Here is a 24,190-nt window from a genome sequence, read left to right as displayed (position 1 = left end):
CCCTATTGTAGTTGCTTGACTTTCATCATGGCTTGTTCACTCACAGCGTCCCTGGGTGACATTGATGCCGCTTTTTTATAATACATGACCGCCTTGTCCTTCTGACGAGCCGATTCAAACATTGCCGCTATTTCAAAAAAAGCGTTTTTCACATATGGGGAGCTGCCATATTGTTTTATGATAGTGCTGTAATTTTCCATGGCGGCCTTCTGCTGCCCCAGCCTGCCGTGACATTTTCCCATCCCCAGGTAGACACGCCCCAGAATGTTGTCATCAGTTGCCTGCCCTGAATTGAGAACATCCTCGTACAGTTGCAGGGCTTCAGCCAGTTTATTGTTCTTGAAAAGCGAATCCGCTTCTGCGAACTTCTGCTCTGCGCTCTTAGCCCCTTTTTTACCCGCTGGTTCATCAAATGAAAAATCATCGAGATCACCCAGGCCTGCGTCATCGGAAAGGAAGTCGTCCATCTCATCGGAGATGGACGCTTTGCCGTCTTCCACGTCGCCATTAAAATCAGGAGCCTCTTCGTGCTCCGATTCCAGGGTAAAATCACTCATATCATGCGAGTCGCTTTTAGCGGAAACAGCAGTTTCGGAAAAATCCATATTAACACTGCCCGGGGAAACCTGTCCCGAACTGATCTCCTTTATACGCTGCATTGCCTGGGCCGCATATTCTGTGTCGGGATAGTGCTCCATATATTTCTTGTACGCATACATTGCCTGCTTGTACACACCGGCATGGTAATAATATTCGCCGATTCTGAAAAGCTCCTGGGCGGGACTGACGTTATCTCCCTCGCCAAGTGCAGACCGCACCATCTTGTGTATCTTCCGGAGTTGATTGCTGAAGACCCGGAGCATTTTCCTTACTACATTAACATTTTTTAAGATCAGCCTTTCGAAATCGGCAAGTCTGAGCACCAGGACCGTTGTCTCTCCGATGGTCTGGGCAGTTTCCTCCCGTGGATAGCGCCCCAGGGCGGATTTCACGCCGAAGAATTCACCGTGCCGCACATCCTCCTTCACCTCTTCACCCGTGTCGAGCTTGATGGAAGTGAGAATGACCCTGCCTGCTTTCAGGATATAGATATATTCGCTCTTATCATTTTCGAAATATATGATTGAACCGGATTTATATTGCCGGGTAACGATACCACTCTGATTTGCTGAACCATTTGCCATTAAAAATCCCCCAACAGCTTAAAAGTCGAATTCCACCGGCAGGAATGGATATGTCTTTTTAAATCCCACGGCGCGGCTGATACGTTTCAACAGCCCGATAAGATCGCCGATGATGATCTTATCCTCCCCGTCCAAATTTATATGCTGATATAGTATCCCCAGTTCATCAAACGTCTCGGCATACCGGGCCGAACCGTACACGGGAAGTCCGTCTATCACAATGAGAAGAACATCTTTCAGCTCCGCGTTTACAACCGAACTCTCGGGTTTGCCTCCCTTGTTTCTGAAAACAACCATGTCTGCGATACAGCCCTTCTGCACCCTGCCATTGTTCTTCAGCCAGAAGGCCCTTGCAGGATTGGTCGTCACCATCTTCAGTATTGTTGCGTCAGAGAGATCCTTGCTGTAAAGTTTTTTATACAGATCCCTGTCAAACCTCATTTCACTTAGGAGGTTCAAACCTCCTGACATGGGCGAATCGGTACCGATGCATACATTGATTCCCTTGTCCAAAAGCATCTTGATATTGGTCGTTTTGTCGAACATAAAGGTATTGGAATCACCGCACCAGACCACCGATGCACCGGCCTTTTTTATTTTATCCATATCGGAGTCGCTGAAGGCTATGCCATGGACCAGGACTGAATGATCACCCAGACCTCCCCGGGAGATCAGTGTCTCCAGGTCCCTTCGCGTTTCAGAGTCAAAGCCTTCGGCTATATGTGTAATAAAAGGAAGCCCTTCTTCAACGGCTTTCTTGTACTCGTCGGATATCTCACCACCCCAGGCCAGGGCAAAGCTGGCAATGGAATGCGCCAACGAATACTCACGTATGGCCTTAACCGGAAGCATATCATAATATGGCTGAGCTACAAAATGCGGAATGTGGTCTGAAACGGTGGTAACGCCCGAAACCAGGTTCCGGTAGGCTCCCAGGAGATAAAGGTCGCGGTTTTCAATCTGCTGGCGCTCCTGATATAATGGAGAACTTTTCAGATCGTTATCCCAGGGAAGCCAGTTTTCATAGGGACCGTTACCCACCTTGGGATAGTACGTACCAAGAAGATGATCATGGGAGTTGATAAGGCCCGGTATAAGTATCCCTCCCTCAATTTCCATAGCAATATCAGCGGTCGGGGACTTGCGGGCCACATTGGCAATCAGGTCCCTTTCCATGGTAACCGCAGCATCCTTTAAATGTTCATCCGGTGTTAAAACTTCGACTCCCTTAATGGACCAATTGCTCATCATATATATCCCGTATTATTATAAAGATTCATTGTGTCAGCGTTCAATCCCTGCCCATCGAAATATTATTCCCTATGGCTGTCTGCAGAGACCGGATTTTAACCGCCATTACCTAATAAACAAAGCGTTCTTACCTTAGTATTTTAAATATGGCGCGTCAAGTAAATTAATACACCTGATTTCTTTGATTATCGGGAGGCTTTAAGTAAAAATTCACAATGTTTTGGTATAATGCGGGGGAATTATAGTCCCGGAAAAGGATAAATAAAGAGTCATGTAGCCCTGACAGAGATGCCCTTCTCATAGAAACCGGCTTCGGGATGCGTTCCTGAAGCCGGTTTTAATTGGAATTACTCCTTGCTTTTATCACTTTTTGTTTTTTTCTTTGTTGTTTTTTCTTTCACATTTTTCCCCTTATCGGATTTTTCCTTCACAGACTTTTTATTTTCCGGCTTTTTCTTACCCTGTTTTTCCTTTGCCGGCTTTTTCTCTTTACCTTCTTCTTTTCTTTTCTTGTCCTTTTGCTTTACTGCATTTTCGTCTTTATTTGCTTTTTTTGACCTTTGATCTTTCTTAATTTTTTCTCCCGGAGATTTTTTATGGGAAGTATCTTCTTTATCGACTTTTTTCTTTGCATGTTTCTCTTTCACCGGTTTATCTCCGGCAGTTTCATCCCTGTCTGACTTTTTCCTGCGCTTAACTGCATCTTCATCCCTGTCGGCTTTTCCCTTTCGCTTAACAGCATTTTCATCCTTCCGGGATTTTTCCGGTCTCTCTGCCTTCCTCATATTTTCACCCGAAGGCCTGGACCTGCAATAGGCCTTTACCTCAGTACCATCCTGTTTAGTATATCCCGATACCCAGACACAATCGGCTTTAGCCCCGCAAGCACCCCTGCCAAGACCCTGGCAATCCGAATCGGCCATAGCCCGGGAAGCGCCAGGTGACAGTAAAAACATCAACGTAACAACCAGGCTGATTATTCTCATCAACATAAGAGGATTCCTCCATATTTTGTAGTGGGGAAATACAATTATACCATTGTTTATTCACCCTGTCAAACGCTGTATCACTCACTCATCATTATTTTACATTTCCTGCACCTGACGCTTCAGAAATTTCTCCATTGTCAGCTCAAAAAGAAACCCCACACCGGGATAGCTACTGCCGCCGATATCAAGTTCCTTATTTTCCCTGACAATACCGCCATGATGGGCATAGAAGGCATTGTTTTTCGCACCATTCAGGGTCCAGACAACCATGCGTCGACACCGGTGCTCCCGGAAAAAGTTCAGCATGGTCCCCATAAGTTCACCACCCATACCTCTTCCCTGGAAATCAGGATCGACATAGAGTCCCTTTATTTCACAGTCATACCAGTCTTTTCGAAAATGACCGGAGACAAAACCACGCACCTTGCCGTCCTGCATGTACACAAAAATCATTTCGGTACCATGCTCAATATTGTATTTGAAGATATCACCATATCTGCCCCTCTCCATGGTTTCAGGATACCGGGAGTCGATGAGCCCCGCGTAGGCGGTACACCATGCCCTCACCAGTATGTCCGCCATGAATTCCGAGTCGGGCAGTATTGCTTCACGAATCATGTATTGCTCCAGCCCTGCCAGGCAGTTTCACTGCATTTTATACGGCCCGTGCATATTTAAATGCACTGAATAAGATGATGCCCTTTTATATAAAGCTGTCAACGAGGAATTGGAGGTGCAGAAAGACCTTGTTCTGTTAACGTACACTCATCCTGTATTATCAGGACAATGGTGGTTACAGGGTTAAAAATCATTATCCCAGATTTTATTTATTTTCAGCATTTCAGCGGAAGAAATCCTCTCACCGTGCTGTGAGTGCTTCAGGCTGTCAAAAACCCGGATTGTGAAAGAAACCTCACGCATGATGTCTTCTGCGGTGCATTCATCGGGCATACGCTTTATCGTGACAATGGCGGCTTCTTTTAAAGGACTCATTTTGCTCCCTCCCCCCATGTTTCAAGATACTATAATAGTATCACTGTCCTGAATCAATTTCAAGGAAATTAATTTATAATCCTGCATTCACAACAATTTTACGCAGAATAAAGACATCGATGAAAAGGGAATAATGATCGATCAATGCTTTTTCTTCAATGGAAACGCTGTACAAGGCGGCGAGAAAATTCAGTAAAAGTAAAAAAAATAGGCAAACAATATTTAAAAGCATTGCAAGCGACATTTCTCTGATGGGCCCGGATGCGGAAGGATCGAAAATAAATTTCAGATTAGAATCTGCAGGCATTAAGCAGTGCCCCCCGCCATTATGCAGTTTACGCGTTTTTAGAAGAACCCATGGACTTCGCCGCACGATATGCCGCTCTTTTCAGAGCTGGTATACCGAAGGTGAAGGAGGACAGCAGGGAATACACATCCTTGATGCCGTCATGAGCGGTGATCTCAATGGCCTTGACGTTTTCAGGCAGACCATATTTTGAGGGTGCGTCTCTCAGTATGGTCAGGACCTTCAGTCCGCCGAATTCGTTGAGTCCGTATACGCTTGCACGGGGAAATTCTTTTTTTATCTCGGCAAGACGCCTCATGGCATGCTTTACCATCTCCTCGTGATCGCCGAAAATAAGCGCCTGCGAAGGACAGGTGTTTACACAGGCCGGAACATCTCTTTCGTTGAGCGTACAGGCGTTGCATTTGTGAGACTTATCCTTCACGACAATATGCTGTCCCACATCGTTAGTGTGGTTTACATTGCTTACGTGCGGAACATGGTATATGCATTCGTTCTCACAGGCACCGCATCCGATGCACTTGCTCTGATCGATAATCGTCCATCCGTCCACCTTGCTGATGGCCTTTTGAGGACAGACCCTTATACAGTTCGCGTCCTTGCAATGATAGCACTTTTTATGCATGATCGTCCATATTGGACGTTCTGCGTTTGCCCTATCAAGAGGGAAAAACTTAACGTAGTTCCAGGTAATGGCTGAAAGCTCGGCCGGATTGGTGAGTTCCGGGCCGGCGAAGAAATCGGTCTTTTCTCCGGGAAGGCCATTCCATTGTTTACAGGCAACCTGACAGGCCCTGCAACCCTGACATTTTGTTGTATCAACGATAAATGCTTTTGACATGTTATGACCTCCTTACGCCTTTTCAATGTCCACCAGGAATGCTTTAAATTCCGGGATCATTGTATTTGCGTCACCTATATGCGGTGTAAGATTGTTGCAGGAATCACCGCTAACCGCACAACCTTGACCGAAATGCCAGACCATACCTACCATTTCAATCTCTTTACCCTGTACCTTCCACGCCTGAACACGTTCAGTTACCAGGGCACGAGCTTCAATTTTACCACGTTTTGATCTGATAAAAACCTTATCGCCGTTTTTAATGCCCTTCTTCTTGGCAAGAGTCGGGCTTATTTCACAGAACATATCGGGAACGAGCTCTGTAAGCCACGGCAGATTTCGCGTCATAGCACCAGCCTGCCAGTGTTCTGTTACCCGGTATGATGTTGCCACATAGGGATATTGTGAGCTGTCGCCGAATTCTCCCAATGTTGAACCGAGAATCACCGTTGCCGGATTCACCTTCTGTGAATTGAATATATTTTTTACGGGACTTTCCATGGGCTCATAGTGCTCAGGAAAGGGACCATCGGCCATACCGGAGGCGAATACCCTTGCATAGCCTTCACTGTTCATAATGAAGGGGTGCTTTGATCCGGGAGGCCACGCGCCGTCGGGAACATCACCAACCCACTTACTGCCGGTCCATTTAATAACTGCCTTCGCGGGATTCCAGGGAACACCCTTGGTATCCACACTTGCTCTGTTATAAATGATCCGTCTGTTAACCGGCCAGCACCATGCCCATTCGGGATACATGCCCAGTTTATTGGAGGCGTCCTTCTGTCCGCGACGCGCCATATTATTTCCTTTTCCATTATAGCTGCCACTGTAAAGCCAGTTACCGCAGGCCGTGGTACCATCGGCAGCCAGTTTGGTGAAGTTTTCCATAAGGCTTCCCATCTTGCCATTGCCTTTCCAGGCATATCCGTTGATTTCCTGAGCGACCAGATGAGGATCGCATTCATGCTCATCGGGATTATGCTTGTAATTCCAGTTGGCTTTGAGAATTGGCTCGGGAAGTTTGCCACCCTCTTTTTTATAGAGCGCCCTGATTTCAGTAAAGAGCTTGTCAATGAGATCAAGGTCCGTAATAGCCTGTCCCGGAGGATTTTGCGCTTTATACCGCCACTGGGCCCATCGCCCTGAATTGGAAACACTGCCTTCCTTTTCAACCGACGCTGCCATAGGGAGGAGAAATACCTCTGTCTGGATGCTTCCGGGATTCGCTCCCTCACGTTTCCAGAAAATGGAAGTATCGGTTTCCCACAGGTCTGCGCATACGAGCCACTTGAGTCTCTCAAGGGCTTTCGCTTCCTTCGTTGAGTTGGGACCGCCAACAACGGGGTTGGTACCCATAAGAATTGCTCCCTCGTGCATTCCCGCATACATGTCCTCAAATAATACGATATGAGGATAGGGCTTCGTTGCCTTGGGTATCCAGTCGTAACCGAAATCATTTTCCTTTGTGGCGGCATCGCCGTACCAGGCCTTGAGCATGCTGACCAGATACTTGGGTTTGTTCTGCCACCAGTTGGCACTCATGGGATCGTTGCTCTTGGGAGTATTGTTCTTAATATACGCCTCAAGATTCACATCCTTGTCTGTCTTGGGTATGCCGAGATATCCGGGAAGAATATGCCAGAGAATGCAATGGTCCGTTGAACCCTGCACGTTAGACTCACCTCTAAGAGCGTTAATTCCTCCGCCGGCCATTCCAATGTTGCCCATAAGAAGCTGAAGCATGGCGTAGGACCTGACGTTCTGGGAACCCACTGTATGCTGGGTCGTTCCCATGGCATACATGATAGTGGCTACACGGTCATTTTTGAATGTACTCGTGTAAAGCTCGGCTACCTTTAAGAAAGAGTCTACAGGACATCCTGTCACCGATGATACAAGCTCAGGAGTATACCGTGACACGTGCTTTTTGAGAAGCTGATAGACGCAGTTGGGATCTTTGAGGGTTTTATCCCTTTTGGGTATCCCTTTTTCATTTACCTGATACTTCCATGCGCCTTTGTCATATTTGCGTTTTCCCACATCATATCCGGAAAAGAGCCCATCATTAAAAGTATATTTGGGATCGATAAGAAGTGACGCATTAGTATACTCAACAACATATTCTTTCTGAATTCTGTCATTCTGTAATGCGTAGTTCATGATACCGTTTATGAAAGCGATATCTGTTCCGGGACGGATGGGTGCATAAAGATCCGCCAAAGAAGCTGAACGGGTGAAACGGGGATCCACGACAATGAGTTTGCCCCCCTTGTCACGGGACTTCTGAACATATTTAAAAGAAATTGGATGGTTTTCTGCGGCATTACTTCCAATTATAAAAATAACGTCCGCATGCTGGATATCTATCCAGTGATTTGTCATTGCACCACGACCGAATGAAGCCGCCAGACCGGCGACCGTTGCGCTGTGTCATATTCGCGCCTGGTGTTCAAGATATGAAATGCCCATAATACGGGCGAACTTTGACCAGACATAGCACTCTTCGTTATCAAGAGCCGCACCGCCGAGTCCAACTAACCCCTGAGCCCTGTTGACTGTATAGGCTCCTTCTTTTTCTACAAAAGTTTTGTCCCTGGTATCTTTTACTCTTCTGGCAATCATTTTGACTGCCTGATCCCAGGATATTTCCTCCCACTGGGTTCCCCCGGGGCGGCGATACTGTACTTTATCCAGCCTTCGCTGAATGGGATTGGCTGCTATCTGATAGATGGCATTACCCTTTGAGCACAGTGCCCCTTTGTTGATTGGATGATCGGGATCTCCTTCAACGTTTACTATCTTGCCATTTCTGGCCGCTACAACGAGTCCACACCCAACACCGCAATAAGGACAGATTGTTGTGGTTTCTTTTGTTCCCTGAAGTTTGTCCTGGGACTTACACCCGGTGAGAAACGCCGTTCCGCCAAAAAAGGCGCCGGCAGCCGTTGTCCCCGACATTTTCAGGAAGTTTCTTCTGGTAACAGGCATATACATCCTCCCTGTGCTGTGTATTAAGCTATGTTAAAGAGCTTTTTTTTGTATAAATACGCCGAATCTTTATCGGAATTTAATGTATTCATACCGGCAACGATATGTATTTTTTTATGCTTAATCTAACATTTGAGATCAGCAAGACTATTTGTCAAATATAATAATTAAAAATAATCGGGCAGTAAAGGCTGAATAAAAAGAAGAAACGCCAGACGGTAAAGTTTTAAAGTACCTTTTTAATTTCTTTACAGCTCACATTACAGATGCACCACTACTTGATTATAATTCCTGGTCCGACTCCTATTCCCTGTTCCTCCTGTCCATGTCATACACATCAAAAAGCTTATATATCTCCCACAAAGAGTAAAAAAGAGTAAGAAGAAGGGGACCGATGATAACTCCTGCGAGGCCAAAGGCCTGGATACTACCCAACAGTAAAAAGAAAAAAATGACGGGATGAAAATTCAGCTTTTCCCCAAAGATGAGAGGCTTCAGCAAATTTTCCAACACGAGATACCAGAAGAGAGACCAGAGCCCCAGGAACACAGCCATGAGATATGCTTTTGTCGCAACCATATAGATAACGGCGGGAAGCCATATAAAGGTGGTCCCCACCACGGGAATAAGAGACAGAATTCCGGCAATGGTCCCCCACAGGAGAGGAGCGCTGAATCCTGCAATAAAAAGCCCGAGCCCCACCATGAATCCCTGGAGCAGCATAATGAGCAGGTTCCCGGCCAGAAGCACCTTGATGACCTGTTTCAGTCGTTCTATAACATCTTTCTCTATTTCATCGGGGAAGGGCAATATCTTATAAATAGTAGAGCCCAGGTTGCCGCCATCCTTTAAAAGAAAGAATAACATGAGAAGCATGAAAAAAAATTTAATTATAAAGGTTACGGGAAAAGTCAGCAGCAATGTGATCCCTGAAAATGTCGAGAGAGCCGTCTCCTTTACGAGAACAACCATCTCACGGAGCAGATCGGCCTGCTCCATATCCATGATCTTCAGCAGTCCTTTTAGGGCATGACTGTTCTGCAGGTCACTCAGAGCACCTGAACTGATCCTGTCCTGAACAAAAATATAGAAATGGAACGATTGATCTACGAGAGCAAGAAGCACAAAAAAGAGGGGGATCAGTATCACCAGGAAAAGCGTAATCATGACTATCGTAGCACTGAGAAAGTCCTTTTTTACAATTTTTTTCAACCTGTCATTGACCGGTTTCAAGGCCATGTAGAAAAAGAGGGCAAAAAGGAATGTCCACAGATAAAACCGGAATATAAAAAGGAGGCCGATGAAAACCATGCCGAACAGAAGAAAAAAAAGATATCTTTGAGATCGGCTCTCCTTCATGCGGATAAATAAATCATTTCGTATCATATATTGTAATCCTAGCAGCGGAATTGGTTTGCGGTCAAGTGAAAATCAGTCCCTCCCCGCTTCCGGGCAGGGACTGATTCACTTGTTTGGAGATTCTCTGCTGTGATTACCGCATCACAGCTGTCATTGCCTCCCGAAAAGGACTGTTATATCCTCCCGGGCAGCCAGAGCTAGAGGTCTACCGGGTCAGATAATGAGATAAATCTGTTGCGATTTTGTTAATTGCGTGATCCAGATATGCTTCATCGGAAATTCGTTCACGATATTCGCGAATTTTGTTGGAATTTCCTTTGAGTTGAGCAGGTCTTATCTCACGATCCTCCATTTTCATGAGATTATCCATAAAAAACCTCCGTGTGGTCTCCCATTCCTCCTTGAACAGGATTTCTTGACCTATTTTTTAAGTCGGCATTACCCTGGAAAATATTGAATATCTTTTACATACTCCTGAGAAAATCCTCATAGAAATCCTTGATTGCCTCGATTTTACCGTCCAGACGTTTTAACACTTTTATACAGGAATCCACGCATTCAGGCTGAAATTTCAATCCCCGGTTGTTGACTATCTCAGCCAGGGCCACTTCGATACCCATGGCCGGCCGGTAAGGCCTGTGCGATGACATGGCCTCAACCACATCGGCCGTCGCTATTATCTTGGATTCGATCAGGATATCGTCTCCTTTCAGGCCGCGGGGATATCCGCTCCCGTCAAGGCGCTCATGATGCTGCAGGGCGATTTCCGCGATGGGCCAGGGAAATGAAATGTTTTTCATTATTTCATATCCTACCTCGCTGTGCTTCTTCACCACCTCCATTTCATGGGGCTCTAAACGCGTCGGCTTGGAAAGAAATTCCTGGGGTACATATATCTTCCCCACGTCGTGCAGAAGACCGGCAATACGGATGGCGCTGATCTGTTCGCGGTCCAGTCCCATCTCCGTGGCTATTGCGGCAGCGAGCAGGGAAACCCTCTCCTGGTGCCCCGCCGTGTATGGATCGCGCTTCTCCGTGGCAATTGAAAGGGAATGGACGATTTCCTGCAAAATATTGACAAGGCGTGTATTGGCCACCTTGAGTTCCGTGGTACGCCGCCCCACCAGTTCTTCCAGGTCCTGTTTATAGCGACGGTTCTCTTCAATCATCCTGAGACGGTCCAGGGCCTTCTGCACGGCATAATCAATAATGGCCATGTCCTCCACGGGTTTCGTGATATAATCCCAGGCGCCCAGGTGCAGGGTTTCGATCACATCCTTGATATAGCCCGTTCCGGAAATGACGATAACCGGTATCTCATTGGATACCTTGCGTATCTCGGCCAGAACTTCCTTGCCATCCATTTCAGGCATCCGCAGATCAAGAAGAATCAGGTCGGGTTTCCACTCATGGAATATCTGCAATGCCTCTCTCCCGTTGGCCGCGCGCTCCACCTGGTATCCCGCGTCTTCGAGATAATCACCCACAACCTGGCGTATGAGTTCCTCATCGTCGACACAGAGTATTTTTTTCATAGTTTCATTCATAATATTCAAACAGCACCTGCCTGCATTCACCCTTATTGATAAGATAAAGCCCTTGTCATGTTTTGACAAGGGTCCTTACCGTATTTATTCTCTTTTCTCCGGAACTTTTTCCCCGTGAATGGTGAAATAAAAAGTGGCTCCCTGCCCCAACCCCATGGAATCAAGCCAGATTTTTCCACCATGAACCTCGATGATACGTTTAACCAGGGCCAGACCCACTCCGGTGCCTTCGGCTTTCTGATCCAGCTTGTTAAAAAGTCCGAAAATCTTCTCATGATACTCGCCCTGGATGCCCACTCCATTGTCTCTGACGAAAATGACGGGCTGGCCGTCCTTCATGACAGCGCCCACCTGGATCAGCGGATCTTCCCGGTCCCCCATAAACTTGACGGCGTTCTCCAGCAGGTTCTGGAAAATTTCCCGGAGGCGCGGGATATCTCCAGTCAGGTCCGGCATGTTATCATCAATGATCAGCCTGACTCCCCTCTCCTGGAGTCTGCCATGGAGAAGCTCTGCCGCTTCCCCGGCCAGTTTCGCCGAGGAAATGGTTTCCCTGACGCCCACCACCCTGCCGATGCGTGAAAGCTCCAGCAGATCGCTGAGAAGGATATTCATCTTATCCGCGGCGCCCGATATGCGGCCAATATCGGCCTCCACATTATCGAAATGGCCGGTTTTTATATCTTCGTTCAGCATACCGATGAATCCCTTAATGGTAACAAGGGGACTGCGCAGGTCATGTGAAACCGTATAGGTGAAACGTTCCAGCTCGGCATTCTTATTCTCCAGGTCCCGGATAAGCTCTTCCCGAATGGTCTCGGCGTTTTTGCGTTCGCTGATATCGCTGGCAATGCATTCCAGGGCGAGGGGGATGCCGGCATCGTCCTTGAGGAGGACGTTTCTCTGATATATCCACCGGGACGTTCCCGATGAGTGAAGGACCTGGTATTCTATAACGGGCGGAATCAATCCCTTCTGCACGCCGGACCAAAGTTCCTGCATGAGTTCCTTTGATTCTTCCGAGACTATTCTTATAAAAAGAGAGGCATCCTCGTAAAAATCATTCGGATCATATCCGAAGATAGCCGACACAGCGGGACTGATATATTCAAACCGTGTATCGGGGATGGACAGGCGTGCAATGATATCCCTGGCGTTCTCGGCGATACGCCGGAACCGTTCCTCGCTTTCCCGGAGCTCCCGGGTCCGTTTAAGCACAAGTTCTTCCAGGTTCTCCCGGTACAAGCGGTTTTCCCTGATGAGTCGCGAGCGTTCCAGGGATTTTTCCACTGCCAGGGCCAGCATCCTCATGTCCTCAATGGGTTTCATGATGTAGTCCCATGCTCCGGTCCTCAGGGCTTCAATGACATCACGGATATTCCCCGTGCCGGACACGACCACCACGGGCGTTTCCGGTGACAGCTCCGTTACGCGGGCAAGGACCTCCAGCCCGTCAACCTGGGGCATACGGAGATCCACAAGCACGGCATGGGGATGATGCTCGCGAAACAGTGCAAGGCCTTCACGACCGTTCGCGGCCTTCAGCACATTATAGCCCATATCGGAAAGATAATCGGAGATGATTTCCAGGATCAGCAGTTCGTCGTCGATGCAGAGTATGGTGAAAGTCTTCTTTTCCATGGCGCCGTCATCACCGCAGGAGATTCACCACGCCGGCCTTGATAATATCCATGTCCTGTACCGGTTTATACAGAATGCTTGCCGGGCAGATACCCAGCATTTTCAGTTCTTCAGGAAGGGTATAATCGGCAGAACCGGTATGGATGAGATATTTCAGGGCCGGCTGCACGGCGCAGGCCTTCAGGATAAAGGTATTGCCGTCGATGCCCGGCAGCCTCATATCCACGATGGCCACATTATAGGCTTGTTTCTTTATCAACTCCAGGCCTTCCTCACCGCTCTTCACATGGGATACGACATAGCCCTCATCCTCGAGAAAATCGGCAAGATTGATACGAACCATATCCTCGTCATCAATGATGATAACATGAACAGTCTCATTACCCATGCGAAACACCTCACAAAGAGCAAACGGTACAGAGAAAAAGCTGAATACCGCCAATGCCATAAACAGCAGCATCTATAGTCTATGACAAAAACGCCCATAGAGCAAGAATATTTCCTGATTTTTTTCTTAAAATGTCACCCTGCCCGGCCAAAGGGCGCCTTAATGCCAGTCGAGGAACCGAAAGGGAACAATTGCAGCAGCATGGATTTGGACCATCGAGAAGGAGGCCCCGGCCACATCATATCCCAGGAAGGTAGAATTACCTGTATCCGTGTCCACCCTGGTGCTCTGACCCTTGAATATGGGTATATACTCATACTGTACGGCCATGGACAGAGACAAATATGCGTTCAACTTCCAGGTTATGCCTGCCTGAACTGATAGGTATTGCCCCCAGTTCATGGAATCATAATAATCATCATCGAGCAGAAGATGGTTGTCCAGAGCCCGGCAGAATACGGCTGGGCTGTAGGCAAGAGAGACAAACAGGCTCCACCCGTCGAAGAGATTTACTTTTCCGTCCAGGGACATATAAGGTATGTGCCAGGCCTGCCGGTACCGCATCACCATGCCATACATGGGCACCTTGCTTCCGGTTGTATATGGCGCATCATAGGGCAAGGGATCATACTGCAGGTATCCGTTCCGGGCCACCATCTGAAAATATTTAAACTGGTAGCCCGTATGGAATGAAAGAAAAAATATATCATCAATTTTAAAAACAACTCCGGCGTTCAGATCGGTCTCGTGGAACGCATCAGTGAAAGCTTCGGACCGTGAATAGTTGGTCTTAATAGAGGGATCACTGGCCTGCCAGTCTGAATCCTCCATGATACCGGAATTACGCGTATACCCGCTCTGCCAGGCGAATCCCAGGGTAAACCGGTCTTTATAAACAGCACCAAGAGACAACCCGGCGGTAAATACGGGCTTTACATCCCAGTTGAGCTCACTCAGTTTTTTTGTCGAAGTAAATACATACTCTCCCAGCTCACCGTATGACATACCGGTCATTACAGCGATTTCAACGGAAAGGTCTCCCTTTGTATCGTTATCCCCGGCAGTATTCATCGGAGATTGATGCAGAGCAAACAGGGCGACAGGTGAAGACAGGACCATGACCACGATCCATATAATCGTTGTTTTTCTGATATAAAAAAATAGTTTCATACTTCCAACAATATTCCTCATCAGGGGCTGCTGCAAAAAGCGAAACAGGAATCCTCCTGCCGACAAGTCCTGAACATGTATAGCATGATGTATGATATGGCAAGAAAAAATTTCATTGTCCCGACGAGGCAATCCCGGTGGATGTAAGAAATTATACAAATAAGGCTTTTACACCAAAAAAAACTGACCATTTACTTTCTTTCTGACGAAAATATGAAACAGAAGTACACAATACAAAAAAATACATTTACAAACAATGACAACTGATAAAAGAGACGATAACGGCCTGCTGAATGATTTTCAATTGAGAAACGTGGCAATTCTCACGCACCTCCTGGTGCATGATGCTGTCACCGATGAAATCGTGGAAAATCTCCGGAAATCCGAGCTGGATTATTTTTCCCTGCTCAACAAGTATAAGCTCCTGGAACAGAAGATCAATATTGACGAAAAGACCAATCTTCTTAAATACCGCCAGGATTACCTCACCGATATTATTAAGACGGCATCGAGGATATATTACGGGACCGATTCGATTGATTATAATGTATCGCTGGTCCGCTTTGATATCGACGATTTCTCGCTTTTCAACAATAAATACGGCCATGAAGTGGGAGACCAGGTCCTCATTGCCATAGCGGATATTATAAGGAACAATTCGCGGCCTACAGATTATGTCATCAGGTTCGGCGGTGAAGAATTTGATGTTATCCTGCCTTCGACCTCCATGGACGGCACCCTGCTCTATCTTGAAAGGGTATTCAGGGAAATCAGGAACGCCACAGTGGAGTACAATGCAGAATCCCTGGGTGTCACGGTAAGTGCCGGCATATCCAGCGCCGTTTACAACTTTACCGGATCCAAGGTCATCGAATCAACAGGAACCGTCGCTCTTTTTAAAAAAATGCAGCAAGAGGCCGATGATGCCCTGTATGAAGCTAAATACCTCGGCAAAAACCGGTACTGCCTGCATGATCCGTCCCGGGAAAAAGAATATGCGGCGATCCGGGATCAATACTCCCGAAAATAACAAATTATGATATCGGCTTTTCCCGCAATCCATCCGGCTCTGATTAACAAAGAGTATTAAAAAGTGCTTTTCATATCCGTTCCGCCGGAGAATATGGATATTTGCCGGAATTTTATTTGCATTCCGGTAATTTTATAAAAATATTACTTGCATTTTGGAAATAATATCATTACTTTATCAACAGGAGACAACAATGCTTCAGGACATCCCGAGAGAAAAAATTGATCGTGTTCTTTTCGATTCACTGAGAGCCATCTACCAGTTTGAGATGGCAAAAGAACGTATATTCGGCCTTTCCTTCATGGATATCTATCTTCTCCAGTATCTCCGTACCCATTCCCCGTGCCGAATGGGTGACATTGCCATGGAAATGAATATCCCCATCAGCACGGCCACGAGGGTCATCGACCGCCTGGAAAAAAAGAGCTACCTGGGCCGGAAAAAAGACCCCGAGGACAAACGAAATATCCGCGTCCTCCTTAAGGCAAAGGGGGAAAAAATCGTAAAGGAAGTGGAAGATCACACTTACAGAGTCATCATGGAAAACCTGGAAAAGACAAAGCTGAGCGATATCCGCGCCTTTGTTAAAACAGCCGCATCCATGCCGGAAATACTGAAGACGCCGACCGAATAAAACCCCGGAGACGACGGAACTTTTAAGTCCTGCCTAACCGGGAACAAATATAAGGAGGAGTTATATGAAGGACTTGAAAGGAAAAACTGCCGTTGTTACGGGAGCCGCCATGGGGATGGGTAAAAGTCTTGCCACATCCCTTCTCAAAGAAGGATGCACCGTGGCCCTCGTTGACGTCAACGAGAAAGCGTTGAACGAGACCGCCGCCGAATTGAACAAACTGGGACCATGCAGCGCATTTGTATGCGACATATCGGACCGAAAAGCCGTATACGCCCTGGCAGCCAGGATAGAAAAGGCCCTTGGCGCGCCCGCCATCCTGGTAAATAATGCCGGCATCGTCCGCGCCGGTTCCGTTGAAGAAATGGATGACGAAACCGTTGAAAAAATTATTAACATCAACCTCACCTCGCAATTCTGGACCACCAAGGCATTTCTTCCGGCGATAAAAAAACACAGTGAAGGACATATCGTCAATTTTGCCTCAGCCGGCGGGATACTGGCCATTCCATGGATATCGGCCTACTGTGCCAGCAAGTTCGGTGTCATCGGATTTACCGACGCCCTGCGCCAGGAGATGAAAAAATTGAAGTATAATATCGGCGTTACCGTGGTGTGCCCCAATACAGTCAACACGGGCATGTTCCAGGGATCGCAGATGGTAACAGGAACCTCCATGCTAACAACTGAAGGCGTGACCAAAAAAGTACTCAAGGCCATTAAAAAGAACAAGGCCATGGTGGCAGTGCCGGCCATTCCCGTAGGCATCGTCACTCCCCTGACCAAGGTGCTCCTGCCCATCAAAGCCATGGACTGGCTGAACAAGACCCTGGGCATGTGGGATGCCAATGACACCTGGACGGGAAGAAAATAAATAAAGGAGAAATTCAAAATGAGTAAACTTAAAAAAATACTTATAGTAATCGGCGTCATTGTGGGATTGAACGTGCTCGTTACGGGCGTAAACATTCTTCAGAACGGAATTGGCGGATGGGATGGTCGCACTGTTGATCAGATACTGGGCGTTTCGGCTGAAAAGGCCACACCGGCCGATATCGAAAAACTTTCCAAATCGGAAGTCATGCAGCTCTTCTACGCGGCCCCGGCTCCGGCCTTCGGCACGATGAAGGGAGAATATAAAGCAAAAACCATTTCTGTCGGCGTCATGGCAGCCAGTGCCGACTACTTCACCCATCATTTTTTCGGCCCCGGACACTGGGAAGGTAAGGCCTTCTTTCCTTTTGAAAAAGACAAAGGATGGGGATACAATCTTTTTACAGTAAAAAACAGCGACGGCACCACACGGATCGCCCGCACGCGAAAGATGAACAACTGGGTAGGCAAATCCACCATGGACGACCGCGATTCCTTTCACCTGGATTACAGCCCCTATAACGGCGGCCTGGTAAAATCCATGCACGACGAAGTGCGGAAGATAAATGACCGGCTTTTTATCTGCATGGGCCATATGGCCGCCGGTGGCGGCGCCATCAACCCGGCACCCTTCATTCTCTATGGTGACACAACACCATGGGTAGGACCGGATAAGGAATAATTTTTACTACATATTCAGGAAATAGGCGGCTGGTTGTGTTGTTGGGTCGGGTTTGAAACCCGACCCAACAACAACCGCCCGACCCTATATGACTTTCCCCGCCGCACACATTCGATCTACTAAAACGAGTACTCACTCATTTTCCTGAACAAATATACTATATTGTCGTTTTATATCCCGAAAATGCGCGCATAATTTGATTATGCTGAATATTAATCTTGACACTCCACCGTCTGGACGGTATTTAGTATAATAAACATAGTTAAATACGTCCAGACGGTTTTTATTATCAATATATAAGAATTTTCAGGAGGTTCCATGAAAAAGATATGGTGTATCATGACATTCCTCTTCCTGGCCGGCGCGCTTCAGGCCCAGGAAACGGATCTGTTGAAAAAGAAAGGGGAAAAAGAAAAAAGCGGCATTTCAAGAAATCTATCCATAGGTTTTTCCTTCAACCTGGCCCCGGACCTGGCAGGCCTTGGTGAGACGATCATTGACGACGGCGTGCTCGATCTTAACGAGGATAGCCTGGCAGCAAATACCAACACCTCGTATCTGATTGTCAGCGACAAGGACAATGCCATATATTACAATGCATCGGATGGAACATCGCAGGACCTGTTCAAATTCGTCGGCGGTTATAGCGAAGGCGGTCCCATGATCGGCGTGGGCCTTTCAGGCACTCTCATCTGGGACATGAATAACGCGACAGGCCTTCCCCTTTTCATCAGGGGCGGCTTTGACTACATCATCCAGTTCATGGGCGGCCATCAGAAGCGCATTCTCGGTCCCGGTGTTGATTCATTTCTCACCTACTATAACGGCACCAATGACGAACAGTTTCCCCACGATGGCAATCTTGCCGGAGGAACTCTTGATACAACCTTCACATCTTCATGGTACGAAATTCCCGTCACCTTCGGGTTCATGACTACCCTCTACGACAAGGCAAAGATATACGGCGGCATGGGTGTCGGCTACATCAGCGGCGGATGGTCACTGCGCATGAAGGCCGACGACAGGTATGTGCAATATATCACCTCTTATGCAGGCCAGGATGCCCTCCTGTGCAGGGGAGCTATCGATGAGACCGTGAAGTTCCGGCTCAGGGCCATGTCCTTCAACTTCGTCATCGGCTTCGAGTTTTTTCTCACGGACCGCATGGTGGGTTCATTCGAGTTCATGGGAACGGGGACAGCCGGAACCGTCTATGCCGAGGCTGAATTTTCCGAGCGCGGTGCCCAGATACTCACCACGGCCCTGGGCGGGGCCAGCGTGGCAACCCTGGACAACCAATACCTGAAACGCTTCGCCTATCCGGTTCTCCTGGGAACTTCGGCCTTCCGCATGGGCATGCGATACTATATATTCTAGAGGAGATACATACCATGAAAAATAAATATCTTATCAGTTCGATAGTATCACTATCAGTTGCACTGCTGACGGCCTTTACGGCCTGCAGCCCCGCGCTATCAGACCGCGACCCCTATGCCGACGACGAAAAAACCGGCGTAGTCACCTCGGCAGCTGACCTGGTCAGTGTCCTTAACGGCCAGATGCGCGGCATCGTGGCCTTTCCCCAGGAAATCGCCGGCAGCGATTGCGATGGTTTCTGCGGCGCCATCAACAGCGTTTCCGATATTTACGGTACTAAATATACGGACCAGCAGGGAAGCTCTTTCAGCATCAACGAAGATCACTATGTTGAAGCGCCAAAAGATGAAGACGGATATTATTACTACAACAGCGAAGAAAACATGCTGGTGTGGTTCATGATAAACAACAACAACGCGGGGCGGAACGAGAATGAACTCTGGTATTCGTTCCCAATGACCATGACAGGCAGATTCATCCTTACGGAAACCGCTACTGTAACCAGTAATTTCATTTACACATTAGGAATATTTACCGGTCATGAATTTAAATTAACCGGCCAATATGCCGGACTCACCATGGGATTCGTAGACAAAGTAGAAGATGGGCATGAAACTCAGCAGAACGGTGGTATCCTTGTAAAAGCAGTAAAAACAGGAAGCGCAGACTATCTGATCTTACAGCTTCCCGATGTCACTACCGCACTGGCAGATGAGCTTGGATTTATCAACATCCCTCATGTCATGCCGGACAACTCAGAATTCATAAATCTCGAGGAGCCTTTTACCGTTGAAATGAAAATTCTGGGCTGGAACGATCCTACAGTTAACCAGGGACCGATAATTGAGCTGTATTGTAACGGAGTACGTCTAATGCCCCTCCTGCGTAACGGTAGCATTGCCAGCACACCCTTTAATGGGAGCATCTATAACCAGTATGTTTCCAGTGCTGCAATATGGACATTGATGGGAACATCGAGCCTTAATGTATGGAAAATGCTCTGGTCCGGCGGAACAATCCTGGGGAATGAAGTGCCTGGCTGTATCAGCGCTATTTCCGGCAACATCGTTCTGGCCTGCGACATCGGCCTGGGTGGCACAGCCGGGACATCGAGCGCATCCTCCTCTCAGCTCCTGGGTATGTCCATCAACTACCAGGGGCCTATTGCCTCGGATTATTAAAAATTCCTGTGTTGGTGCAAATCATGATTTGCACCAACACAAACCGCAAATTCCCCTTTTCACATTGACTTTTCCCCGGCATTTATATATCATATACGAGATAAACTCTTCATATCAAACCGGTTTGTACCGAAAATCATATGATACACGGGACAAAATCATTGGGGTTTACAGAAAAAACCATGCTAAACAGACTATTTCCTTTTATAATATCCCTACTGTTGATCGCTATACCGGATGGCGGGGCAAATGCCCAGGGGTCTTTCTCACAGAAAGGCAGTTTTGAACTAGGCGGCGTAGCCGGCATGCCCTCGGGTCTTAACACGCGATACTGGTTCACGGACTACCTGGGCATAGACAGTGCCCTGGGCGCAACGATCAGTAAAGATTTCGCCTTTACCACGGACCTGCTCTACGAACCCTTTAATCTGTATGGTGATTCTTCGATGAGTCTGCTCTTCTTCTTCGGCGGCGGTTTCCTCCTGGGAACCGATGAGGGTGATTTTCGCGCGGCCCTTCGTCTGCCCGTGGGCCTGGATCTGCCTTTGCGCAATTATCCCGTGAATTTCTCTCTATACGCTGCTCCGGTGATGATAATGACGCCCCATACCGCTTTCGATATAAACTTCGGCCTGGCGGCGCGGTTCAATTTCGGAACCTATTCTACTATACGGCAAAGCCAGGCATCAACGAGCCGCGAGCTCATGGCGGTGCGCCGGGGTCTCGGCGAGACCAGGGATAAACTCGACCAGGCAATTGAAGCCCTGGGCAAGGCCCGTGAAGAGCTGGGCAGCACCAAAGGCGACCTGGATGGTACCCGCGAGATGCTGAAAAAAACCGAGGGGGATCTCTCATCGGCAAAAAACCGCCTGGACCAGACTGAAGATGAACTGGGATCGGTGAAGACCCGCCTCTCCGACACGAAGGATGCCCTGGACACCACAAGGGGACAGCTCGTCTCCATGCAGAAGGAACTGGATGACACCAAGGTCCAGCTCGATGTGACGAAAAAAGACCTGGACAATGCGAAAAAGAATCTCGATGACCGTGAAAGCGACATGGCGCGCAAACAGGCCGAGCTGGACATCATGAAGACCATTTCACGCAACGCCTACAGCGGAGAAAACAAAAAAGTCCATGATGAAAAACTGGAAAAGGAACAAAAAAACCTGGACCGGGAAATGGAAGAGTTCAAAAAAGAGAAAGAAGGCTGGGAAGAAAAGAAAAAGAACCAGCAGGCTAAATTCATAAAATTCAAAGAGCGCTGCGAGGCGCGCCGGGGATTTATAAATGAAGACGGTTACTGCACCTGCCGCGCCCATGAGACCTGGAACAGCGACCAGAGCACGTGCGTGTGCGTGAAGGGATACAGGCTCAACACAAAAACTGACCGGTGCGATCCCTGTGAAATCATTGGATTCGACGGGGCCTGCACGGCGGGATGCCGCAATGATGAAGCCATGGTGCCCATGAAGAGCGGACCCCATAAATTTGTCTGTGTCAAACGCTGCCGCAGCGAACATGAAACCTGGTCAAAGCGTAAGGGAACCTGTGTCTGCGAGGACGGCTATTACCGGGACAATACGGGTAAATGCGTACCGCGGCGGTAGTCCCGTGCCGTTCAATAGTACAGGAACTAAATATGTTATCACATCCGATAAATTCAACAGGGGATATCACATGATAAGCACGATAAACAGAAACTGGGTTGCCATGGGTATTTCAGTCCTTGTGACCATTGTTATTATTTCTATCCTCACCGTTGTTATCGGCGGAAAGGCCGCCGGAGACATGCTCATCGGCGAGACGAGCTCATCGGTCTACCCGTTCACACTGCAAAACCTCATGCACCTGTTTTTCTTCATTGGCCTGGCCCAGCTCTGGGTCCGATGGATTGCCACACACGAAGAAAATGTTTTTCTCCGCATGTCGGGTTTCCTTCCCGAGACTGAAGGATCGCTCCTTAAAACCGACCAGGAGATCGAAATCATACGTATAAACGCGGCCAATGCTTCAATGCGCGGCGAGGCATACCTGCCGGACCTCATCAATACCTGCATTCTACAGTATGTCAAATCCCATTCCGTCAGCGATACCATCGCCGTCCTCAACAGCACCCTTGAACTGAACATACACCGCCTTGATCTGCGCTACGCCATGACCCGGTATATCGTATGGGCCATCCCCACCCTGGGATTCATCGGGACCGTTGTGGGAATCTCCCTGGCCCTGGGACACCTGGACATAAACAAGTTCATGGGCGCCCAGGCCGACAAGATACTTCAGTTCAAGACCCTCACCTCGGACCTGGGTTTCGCTTTCGGCACCACCATCGTTGCCCTGACGCTCAGCGCAATTCTTGTTTTTCTTCTCAACGTGATTCAGAAGGGGGAAGAGGAGGCGCTCAACAGGGACGGGAAATACGTGCTGACAAACCTGATCAACCGACTGGCCGTGGATGACCGCAAGTGACACGACACGGATATATATCGAGGTCATAATCCATGAGACGCCTGAACAGGGAAATAAATATTTTCAATCTTTCCATGCTGGACGTCATGACCGGGGCCTTGGGCGCCGTCATGATCATCATGATAGTCCTTCTCACGCAGAAAATCGGCATTGAGTCCATGACATGCCAGGACGTGAAAGAGGAACTCATGGCCACCACGGACACGCTGTCAAAGACTACGGAAGAACTGACAGAGACGCGGAAAGAGCTCCAGACAGTCAGGGAAAATTTTCCTGAAAAAGCAGATACTATATCGGCCCTCACAAAAGCCCTGAACGCCACGGCGGATAAATTCAGCGAAGTCATAAAAAAGGTCACTGACATTGACAGGAATTTCTTCAAGACTCCCGAAGATGCCGATAAACTCATGGCCTTTCAGATCCCCCATAAAATCGTCATGGTAGTGGACCTCTCGGGCAGCATGGCCCCGGAAAATAACCGTTATAAAGAGGACCGCCTTTCCCAGGTGAAGGCAGCCCTTAAAATGTTTATCGCCGCCATGGACGAGAAATACCAGATCGATATAGTTTTTTTCCCGGCCTTCGCTGAAAATATAAGCCGCGAACAGTGCCCCGGATTCACCATCAAACCGGATATTGACAGCCGATGCCGGAAATTCGAACGGCGGGATGAAGCCTATGACAGCATGGACCTTCCCTGCTACAAGTACGGCTACTTCGAGGGTTCTCTCACAACCGTATCATCGGAAAAAGAAAAATATGATTTTTATAAAAAAATAGCCTGCCTGAAACCATACCATGACACGCCCACGGAATACGCCCTTGAATTCATTCTCGCCAGGGACACGTATCGCAGCGCCGAGGGCATCATACTCTTCAGTGACGGACAGCCCGACTCGCTGCGGAAAAAAACCACTACCAAAAATGAGCTCCTGAAAAAAATTAAATCCATGAACAGGCGTAACATGAAAATTTTTACCATGGGTATCGGCACTGAATTCAGAAACCAGGAAGACACTGAAGCCGTTGATTTCCTGCGCCAGCTTGCCTCACAGAACAATGGATTTTACATCGGCTTTTAATTCAGAAAACGCACGATGATATATTTATTCCTGAACAGTTCTTCTTTTTCGTATTTTTTTCAGCAACCATTCATTCATCATACGCAACATCTTTGAATTATGACCAAGAATAAATTAATTCCCCCGGCATAAATTATCATTATTGACTCAATCGCCGATACATGCTATACCGTATGCAGGAGTCATGATAAAATCAAT

The 24,190-nt window shown here is 47.8% G+C and carries 22 protein-coding genes; 9 read left to right on the top strand and 13 right to left on the bottom strand.

Annotated elements, in window-relative coordinates; translation table 11 throughout:
• Positions 1-2: 2 nt before the first annotated feature.
• The 13 genes from CVV44_17905 to CVV44_17845 form a co-directional block, all read right to left on the bottom strand.
• Complete coding sequence (locus CVV44_17905; GenBank protein PKL36096.1) at positions 3-1,184, bottom strand: hypothetical protein; 1,182 nt, start codon at positions 1,182-1,184, stop codon at positions 3-5.
• Between the two features lie 18 nt (positions 1,185-1,202).
• Positions 1,203-2,435 carry a hydrolase gene (locus tag CVV44_17900; GenBank protein ID PKL36095.1) on the bottom strand — a complete coding sequence of 411 codons (1,233 nt, stop codon included), beginning with the start codon at positions 2,433-2,435 and terminating at the stop codon, positions 1,203-1,205.
• A 347-nt stretch (positions 2,436-2,782) separates the two neighbouring features.
• Positions 2,783-3,427 (bottom strand): hypothetical protein, encoded by a 645-nt coding sequence (locus tag CVV44_17895; protein ID PKL36094.1) that lies wholly within the window; start codon positions 3,425-3,427, stop codon positions 2,783-2,785.
• A gap of 93 nt (positions 3,428-3,520) precedes the next feature.
• Complete coding sequence (locus tag CVV44_17890) at positions 3,521-4,042, bottom strand: GNAT family N-acetyltransferase (protein ID PKL36093.1); 522 nt, start codon at positions 4,040-4,042, stop codon at positions 3,521-3,523.
• A 183-nt stretch (positions 4,043-4,225) separates the two neighbouring features.
• Positions 4,226-4,417: a hypothetical protein gene (locus tag CVV44_17885; protein PKL36092.1), complete on the bottom strand. Its 192-nt coding sequence runs from the start codon at positions 4,415-4,417 to the stop codon at positions 4,226-4,228.
• A 73-nt stretch (positions 4,418-4,490) separates the two neighbouring features.
• Positions 4,491-4,724 carry a hypothetical protein gene (locus CVV44_17880; protein ID PKL36091.1) on the bottom strand — a complete coding sequence of 78 codons (234 nt, stop codon included), beginning with the start codon at positions 4,722-4,724 and terminating at the stop codon, positions 4,491-4,493.
• A 28-nt stretch (positions 4,725-4,752) separates the two neighbouring features.
• Positions 4,753-5,565 (bottom strand): hypothetical protein, encoded by an 813-nt coding sequence (locus CVV44_17875; GenBank protein ID PKL36090.1) that lies wholly within the window; start codon positions 5,563-5,565, stop codon positions 4,753-4,755.
• A gap of 12 nt (positions 5,566-5,577) precedes the next feature.
• Positions 5,578-8,556, bottom strand: a complete 2,979-nt coding sequence (fdnG, locus tag CVV44_17870; protein PKL36089.1) for a formate dehydrogenase-N subunit alpha — start codon at positions 8,554-8,556, stop codon at positions 5,578-5,580.
• A 303-nt stretch (positions 8,557-8,859) separates the two neighbouring features.
• The gene (locus CVV44_17865) at positions 8,860-9,942 is read right to left on the bottom strand and encodes a hypothetical protein (protein PKL36088.1); all 1,083 of its coding nucleotides are present in this window, start codon (positions 9,940-9,942) and stop codon (positions 8,860-8,862) included.
• A gap of 437 nt (positions 9,943-10,379) precedes the next feature.
• Complete coding sequence (locus CVV44_17860) at positions 10,380-11,462, bottom strand: two-component system response regulator (GenBank protein ID PKL36087.1); 1,083 nt, start codon at positions 11,460-11,462, stop codon at positions 10,380-10,382.
• Between the two features lie 84 nt (positions 11,463-11,546).
• Positions 11,547-13,103: a hypothetical protein gene (locus CVV44_17855; GenBank protein ID PKL36086.1), complete on the bottom strand. Its 1,557-nt coding sequence runs from the start codon at positions 13,101-13,103 to the stop codon at positions 11,547-11,549.
• Between the two features lie 10 nt (positions 13,104-13,113).
• Entirely contained in the window at positions 13,114-13,491 is a 378-nt protein-coding gene (locus CVV44_17850) for a two-component system response regulator (protein PKL36085.1), read from the bottom strand.
• Between the two features lie 159 nt (positions 13,492-13,650).
• On the bottom strand, positions 13,651-14,682 hold the full coding sequence (locus CVV44_17845) for a hypothetical protein (GenBank protein ID PKL36084.1): 1,032 nt from the start codon (positions 14,680-14,682) through the stop codon (positions 13,651-13,653).
• Between the two features lie 235 nt (positions 14,683-14,917).
• Here CVV44_17845 and CVV44_17840 point away from each other — a divergent pair, with 235 nt between their 5' ends.
• The 9 genes from CVV44_17840 (at position 14,918) to CVV44_17800 (ending at position 23,992) form a co-directional block, all read left to right on the top strand.
• Positions 14,918-15,691, top strand: a complete 774-nt coding sequence (locus tag CVV44_17840; protein ID PKL36083.1) for a hypothetical protein — start codon at positions 14,918-14,920, stop codon at positions 15,689-15,691.
• 193 nt (positions 15,692-15,884) lie between these two features.
• A complete protein-coding gene (locus CVV44_17835; GenBank protein ID PKL36082.1) occupies positions 15,885-16,325 on the top strand; it encodes a hypothetical protein in 441 nt (146 codons plus the stop codon).
• Positions 16,326-16,389: 64 nt separating this feature from the next.
• Entirely contained in the window at positions 16,390-17,199 is an 810-nt protein-coding gene (locus CVV44_17830; GenBank protein PKL36081.1) for a hypothetical protein, read from the top strand.
• An 18-nt stretch (positions 17,200-17,217) separates the two neighbouring features.
• Positions 17,218-17,880 (top strand): hypothetical protein, encoded by a 663-nt coding sequence (locus tag CVV44_17825; protein PKL36080.1) that lies wholly within the window; start codon positions 17,218-17,220, stop codon positions 17,878-17,880.
• A 318-nt stretch (positions 17,881-18,198) separates the two neighbouring features.
• Entirely contained in the window at positions 18,199-19,257 is a 1,059-nt protein-coding gene (locus CVV44_17820) for a hypothetical protein (GenBank protein ID PKL36079.1), read from the top strand.
• 14 nt (positions 19,258-19,271) lie between these two features.
• Positions 19,272-20,438, top strand: a complete 1,167-nt coding sequence (locus tag CVV44_17815; protein PKL36078.1) for a hypothetical protein — start codon at positions 19,272-19,274, stop codon at positions 20,436-20,438.
• A gap of 140 nt (positions 20,439-20,578) precedes the next feature.
• A complete protein-coding gene (locus tag CVV44_17810) occupies positions 20,579-22,048 on the top strand; it encodes a hypothetical protein (GenBank protein ID PKL36077.1) in 1,470 nt (489 codons plus the stop codon).
• Complete coding sequence (locus tag CVV44_17805; protein ID PKL36076.1) at positions 21,960-22,910, top strand: flagellar motor protein; 951 nt, start codon at positions 21,960-21,962, stop codon at positions 22,908-22,910. The genes CVV44_17810 and CVV44_17805 overlap by 89 nt, the downstream gene beginning before the upstream one ends.
• 32 nt (positions 22,911-22,942) lie before the next feature.
• Positions 22,943-23,992, top strand: coding sequence for a hypothetical protein (locus tag CVV44_17800; GenBank protein ID PKL36075.1), 1,050 nt, complete (start codon positions 22,943-22,945; stop codon positions 23,990-23,992).
• Positions 23,993-24,190 lie beyond the last annotated feature (198 nt).

The organism is Spirochaetae bacterium HGW-Spirochaetae-1 (genome assembly GCA_002839375.1).
Classification (GTDB): Bacteria; Spirochaetota; UBA4802; order UBA4802; family UBA5550; genus PGXY01.
The sequence above is the reverse complement of the archived record's forward strand: the minus strand, read 5'-3'. Positions and strand labels throughout refer to the sequence as shown.

Coding starts and splice junctions, on each gene's coding strand:
- CVV44_17845 (PKL36084.1), bottom strand. CDS start 14,682: ATGAGGAATATTGTTGGAAGTATGAAACTATTTTTTTATATCAGAAAA.
- CVV44_17810 (PKL36077.1), top strand. CDS start 20,579: ATGATACACGGGACAAAATCATTGGGGTTTACAGAAAAAACCATGCTA.
- CVV44_17895 (PKL36094.1), bottom strand. CDS start 3,427: ATGTTGATGAGAATAATCAGCCTGGTTGTTACGTTGATGTTTTTACTG.
- CVV44_17850 (PKL36085.1), bottom strand. CDS start 13,491: ATGGGTAATGAGACTGTTCATGTTATCATCATTGATGACGAGGATATG.
- CVV44_17815 (PKL36078.1), top strand. CDS start 19,272: ATGAAAAATAAATATCTTATCAGTTCGATAGTATCACTATCAGTTGCA.
- CVV44_17805 (PKL36076.1), top strand. CDS start 21,960: ATGAAACCTGGTCAAAGCGTAAGGGAACCTGTGTCTGCGAGGACGGCT.
- CVV44_17890 (PKL36093.1), bottom strand. CDS start 4,042: ATGATTCGTGAAGCAATACTGCCCGACTCGGAATTCATGGCGGACATA.
- CVV44_17825 (PKL36080.1), top strand. CDS start 17,218: ATGAGTAAACTTAAAAAAATACTTATAGTAATCGGCGTCATTGTGGGA.
- CVV44_17800 (PKL36075.1), top strand. CDS start 22,943: ATGAGACGCCTGAACAGGGAAATAAATATTTTCAATCTTTCCATGCTG.
- CVV44_17840 (PKL36083.1), top strand. CDS start 14,918: ATGACAACTGATAAAAGAGACGATAACGGCCTGCTGAATGATTTTCAA.
- CVV44_17905 (PKL36096.1), bottom strand. CDS start 1,184: ATGGCAAATGGTTCAGCAAATCAGAGTGGTATCGTTACCCGGCAATAT.
- CVV44_17855 (PKL36086.1), bottom strand. CDS start 13,103: ATGGAAAAGAAGACTTTCACCATACTCTGCATCGACGACGAACTGCTG.
- CVV44_17865 (PKL36088.1), bottom strand. CDS start 9,942: ATGATACGAAATGATTTATTTATCCGCATGAAGGAGAGCCGATCTCAA.
- CVV44_17885 (PKL36092.1), bottom strand. CDS start 4,417: ATGAGTCCTTTAAAAGAAGCCGCCATTGTCACGATAAAGCGTATGCCC.
- CVV44_17830 (PKL36081.1), top strand. CDS start 16,390: ATGAAGGACTTGAAAGGAAAAACTGCCGTTGTTACGGGAGCCGCCATG.
- CVV44_17900 (PKL36095.1), bottom strand. CDS start 2,435: ATGATGAGCAATTGGTCCATTAAGGGAGTCGAAGTTTTAACACCGGAT.
- CVV44_17835 (PKL36082.1), top strand. CDS start 15,885: ATGCTTCAGGACATCCCGAGAGAAAAAATTGATCGTGTTCTTTTCGAT.
- CVV44_17875 (PKL36090.1), bottom strand. CDS start 5,565: ATGTCAAAAGCATTTATCGTTGATACAACAAAATGTCAGGGTTGCAGG.
- CVV44_17880 (PKL36091.1), bottom strand. CDS start 4,724: ATGCCTGCAGATTCTAATCTGAAATTTATTTTCGATCCTTCCGCATCC.
- CVV44_17860 (PKL36087.1), bottom strand. CDS start 11,462: ATGAATGAAACTATGAAAAAAATACTCTGTGTCGACGATGAGGAACTC.
- CVV44_17820 (PKL36079.1), top strand. CDS start 18,199: ATGAAAAAGATATGGTGTATCATGACATTCCTCTTCCTGGCCGGCGCG.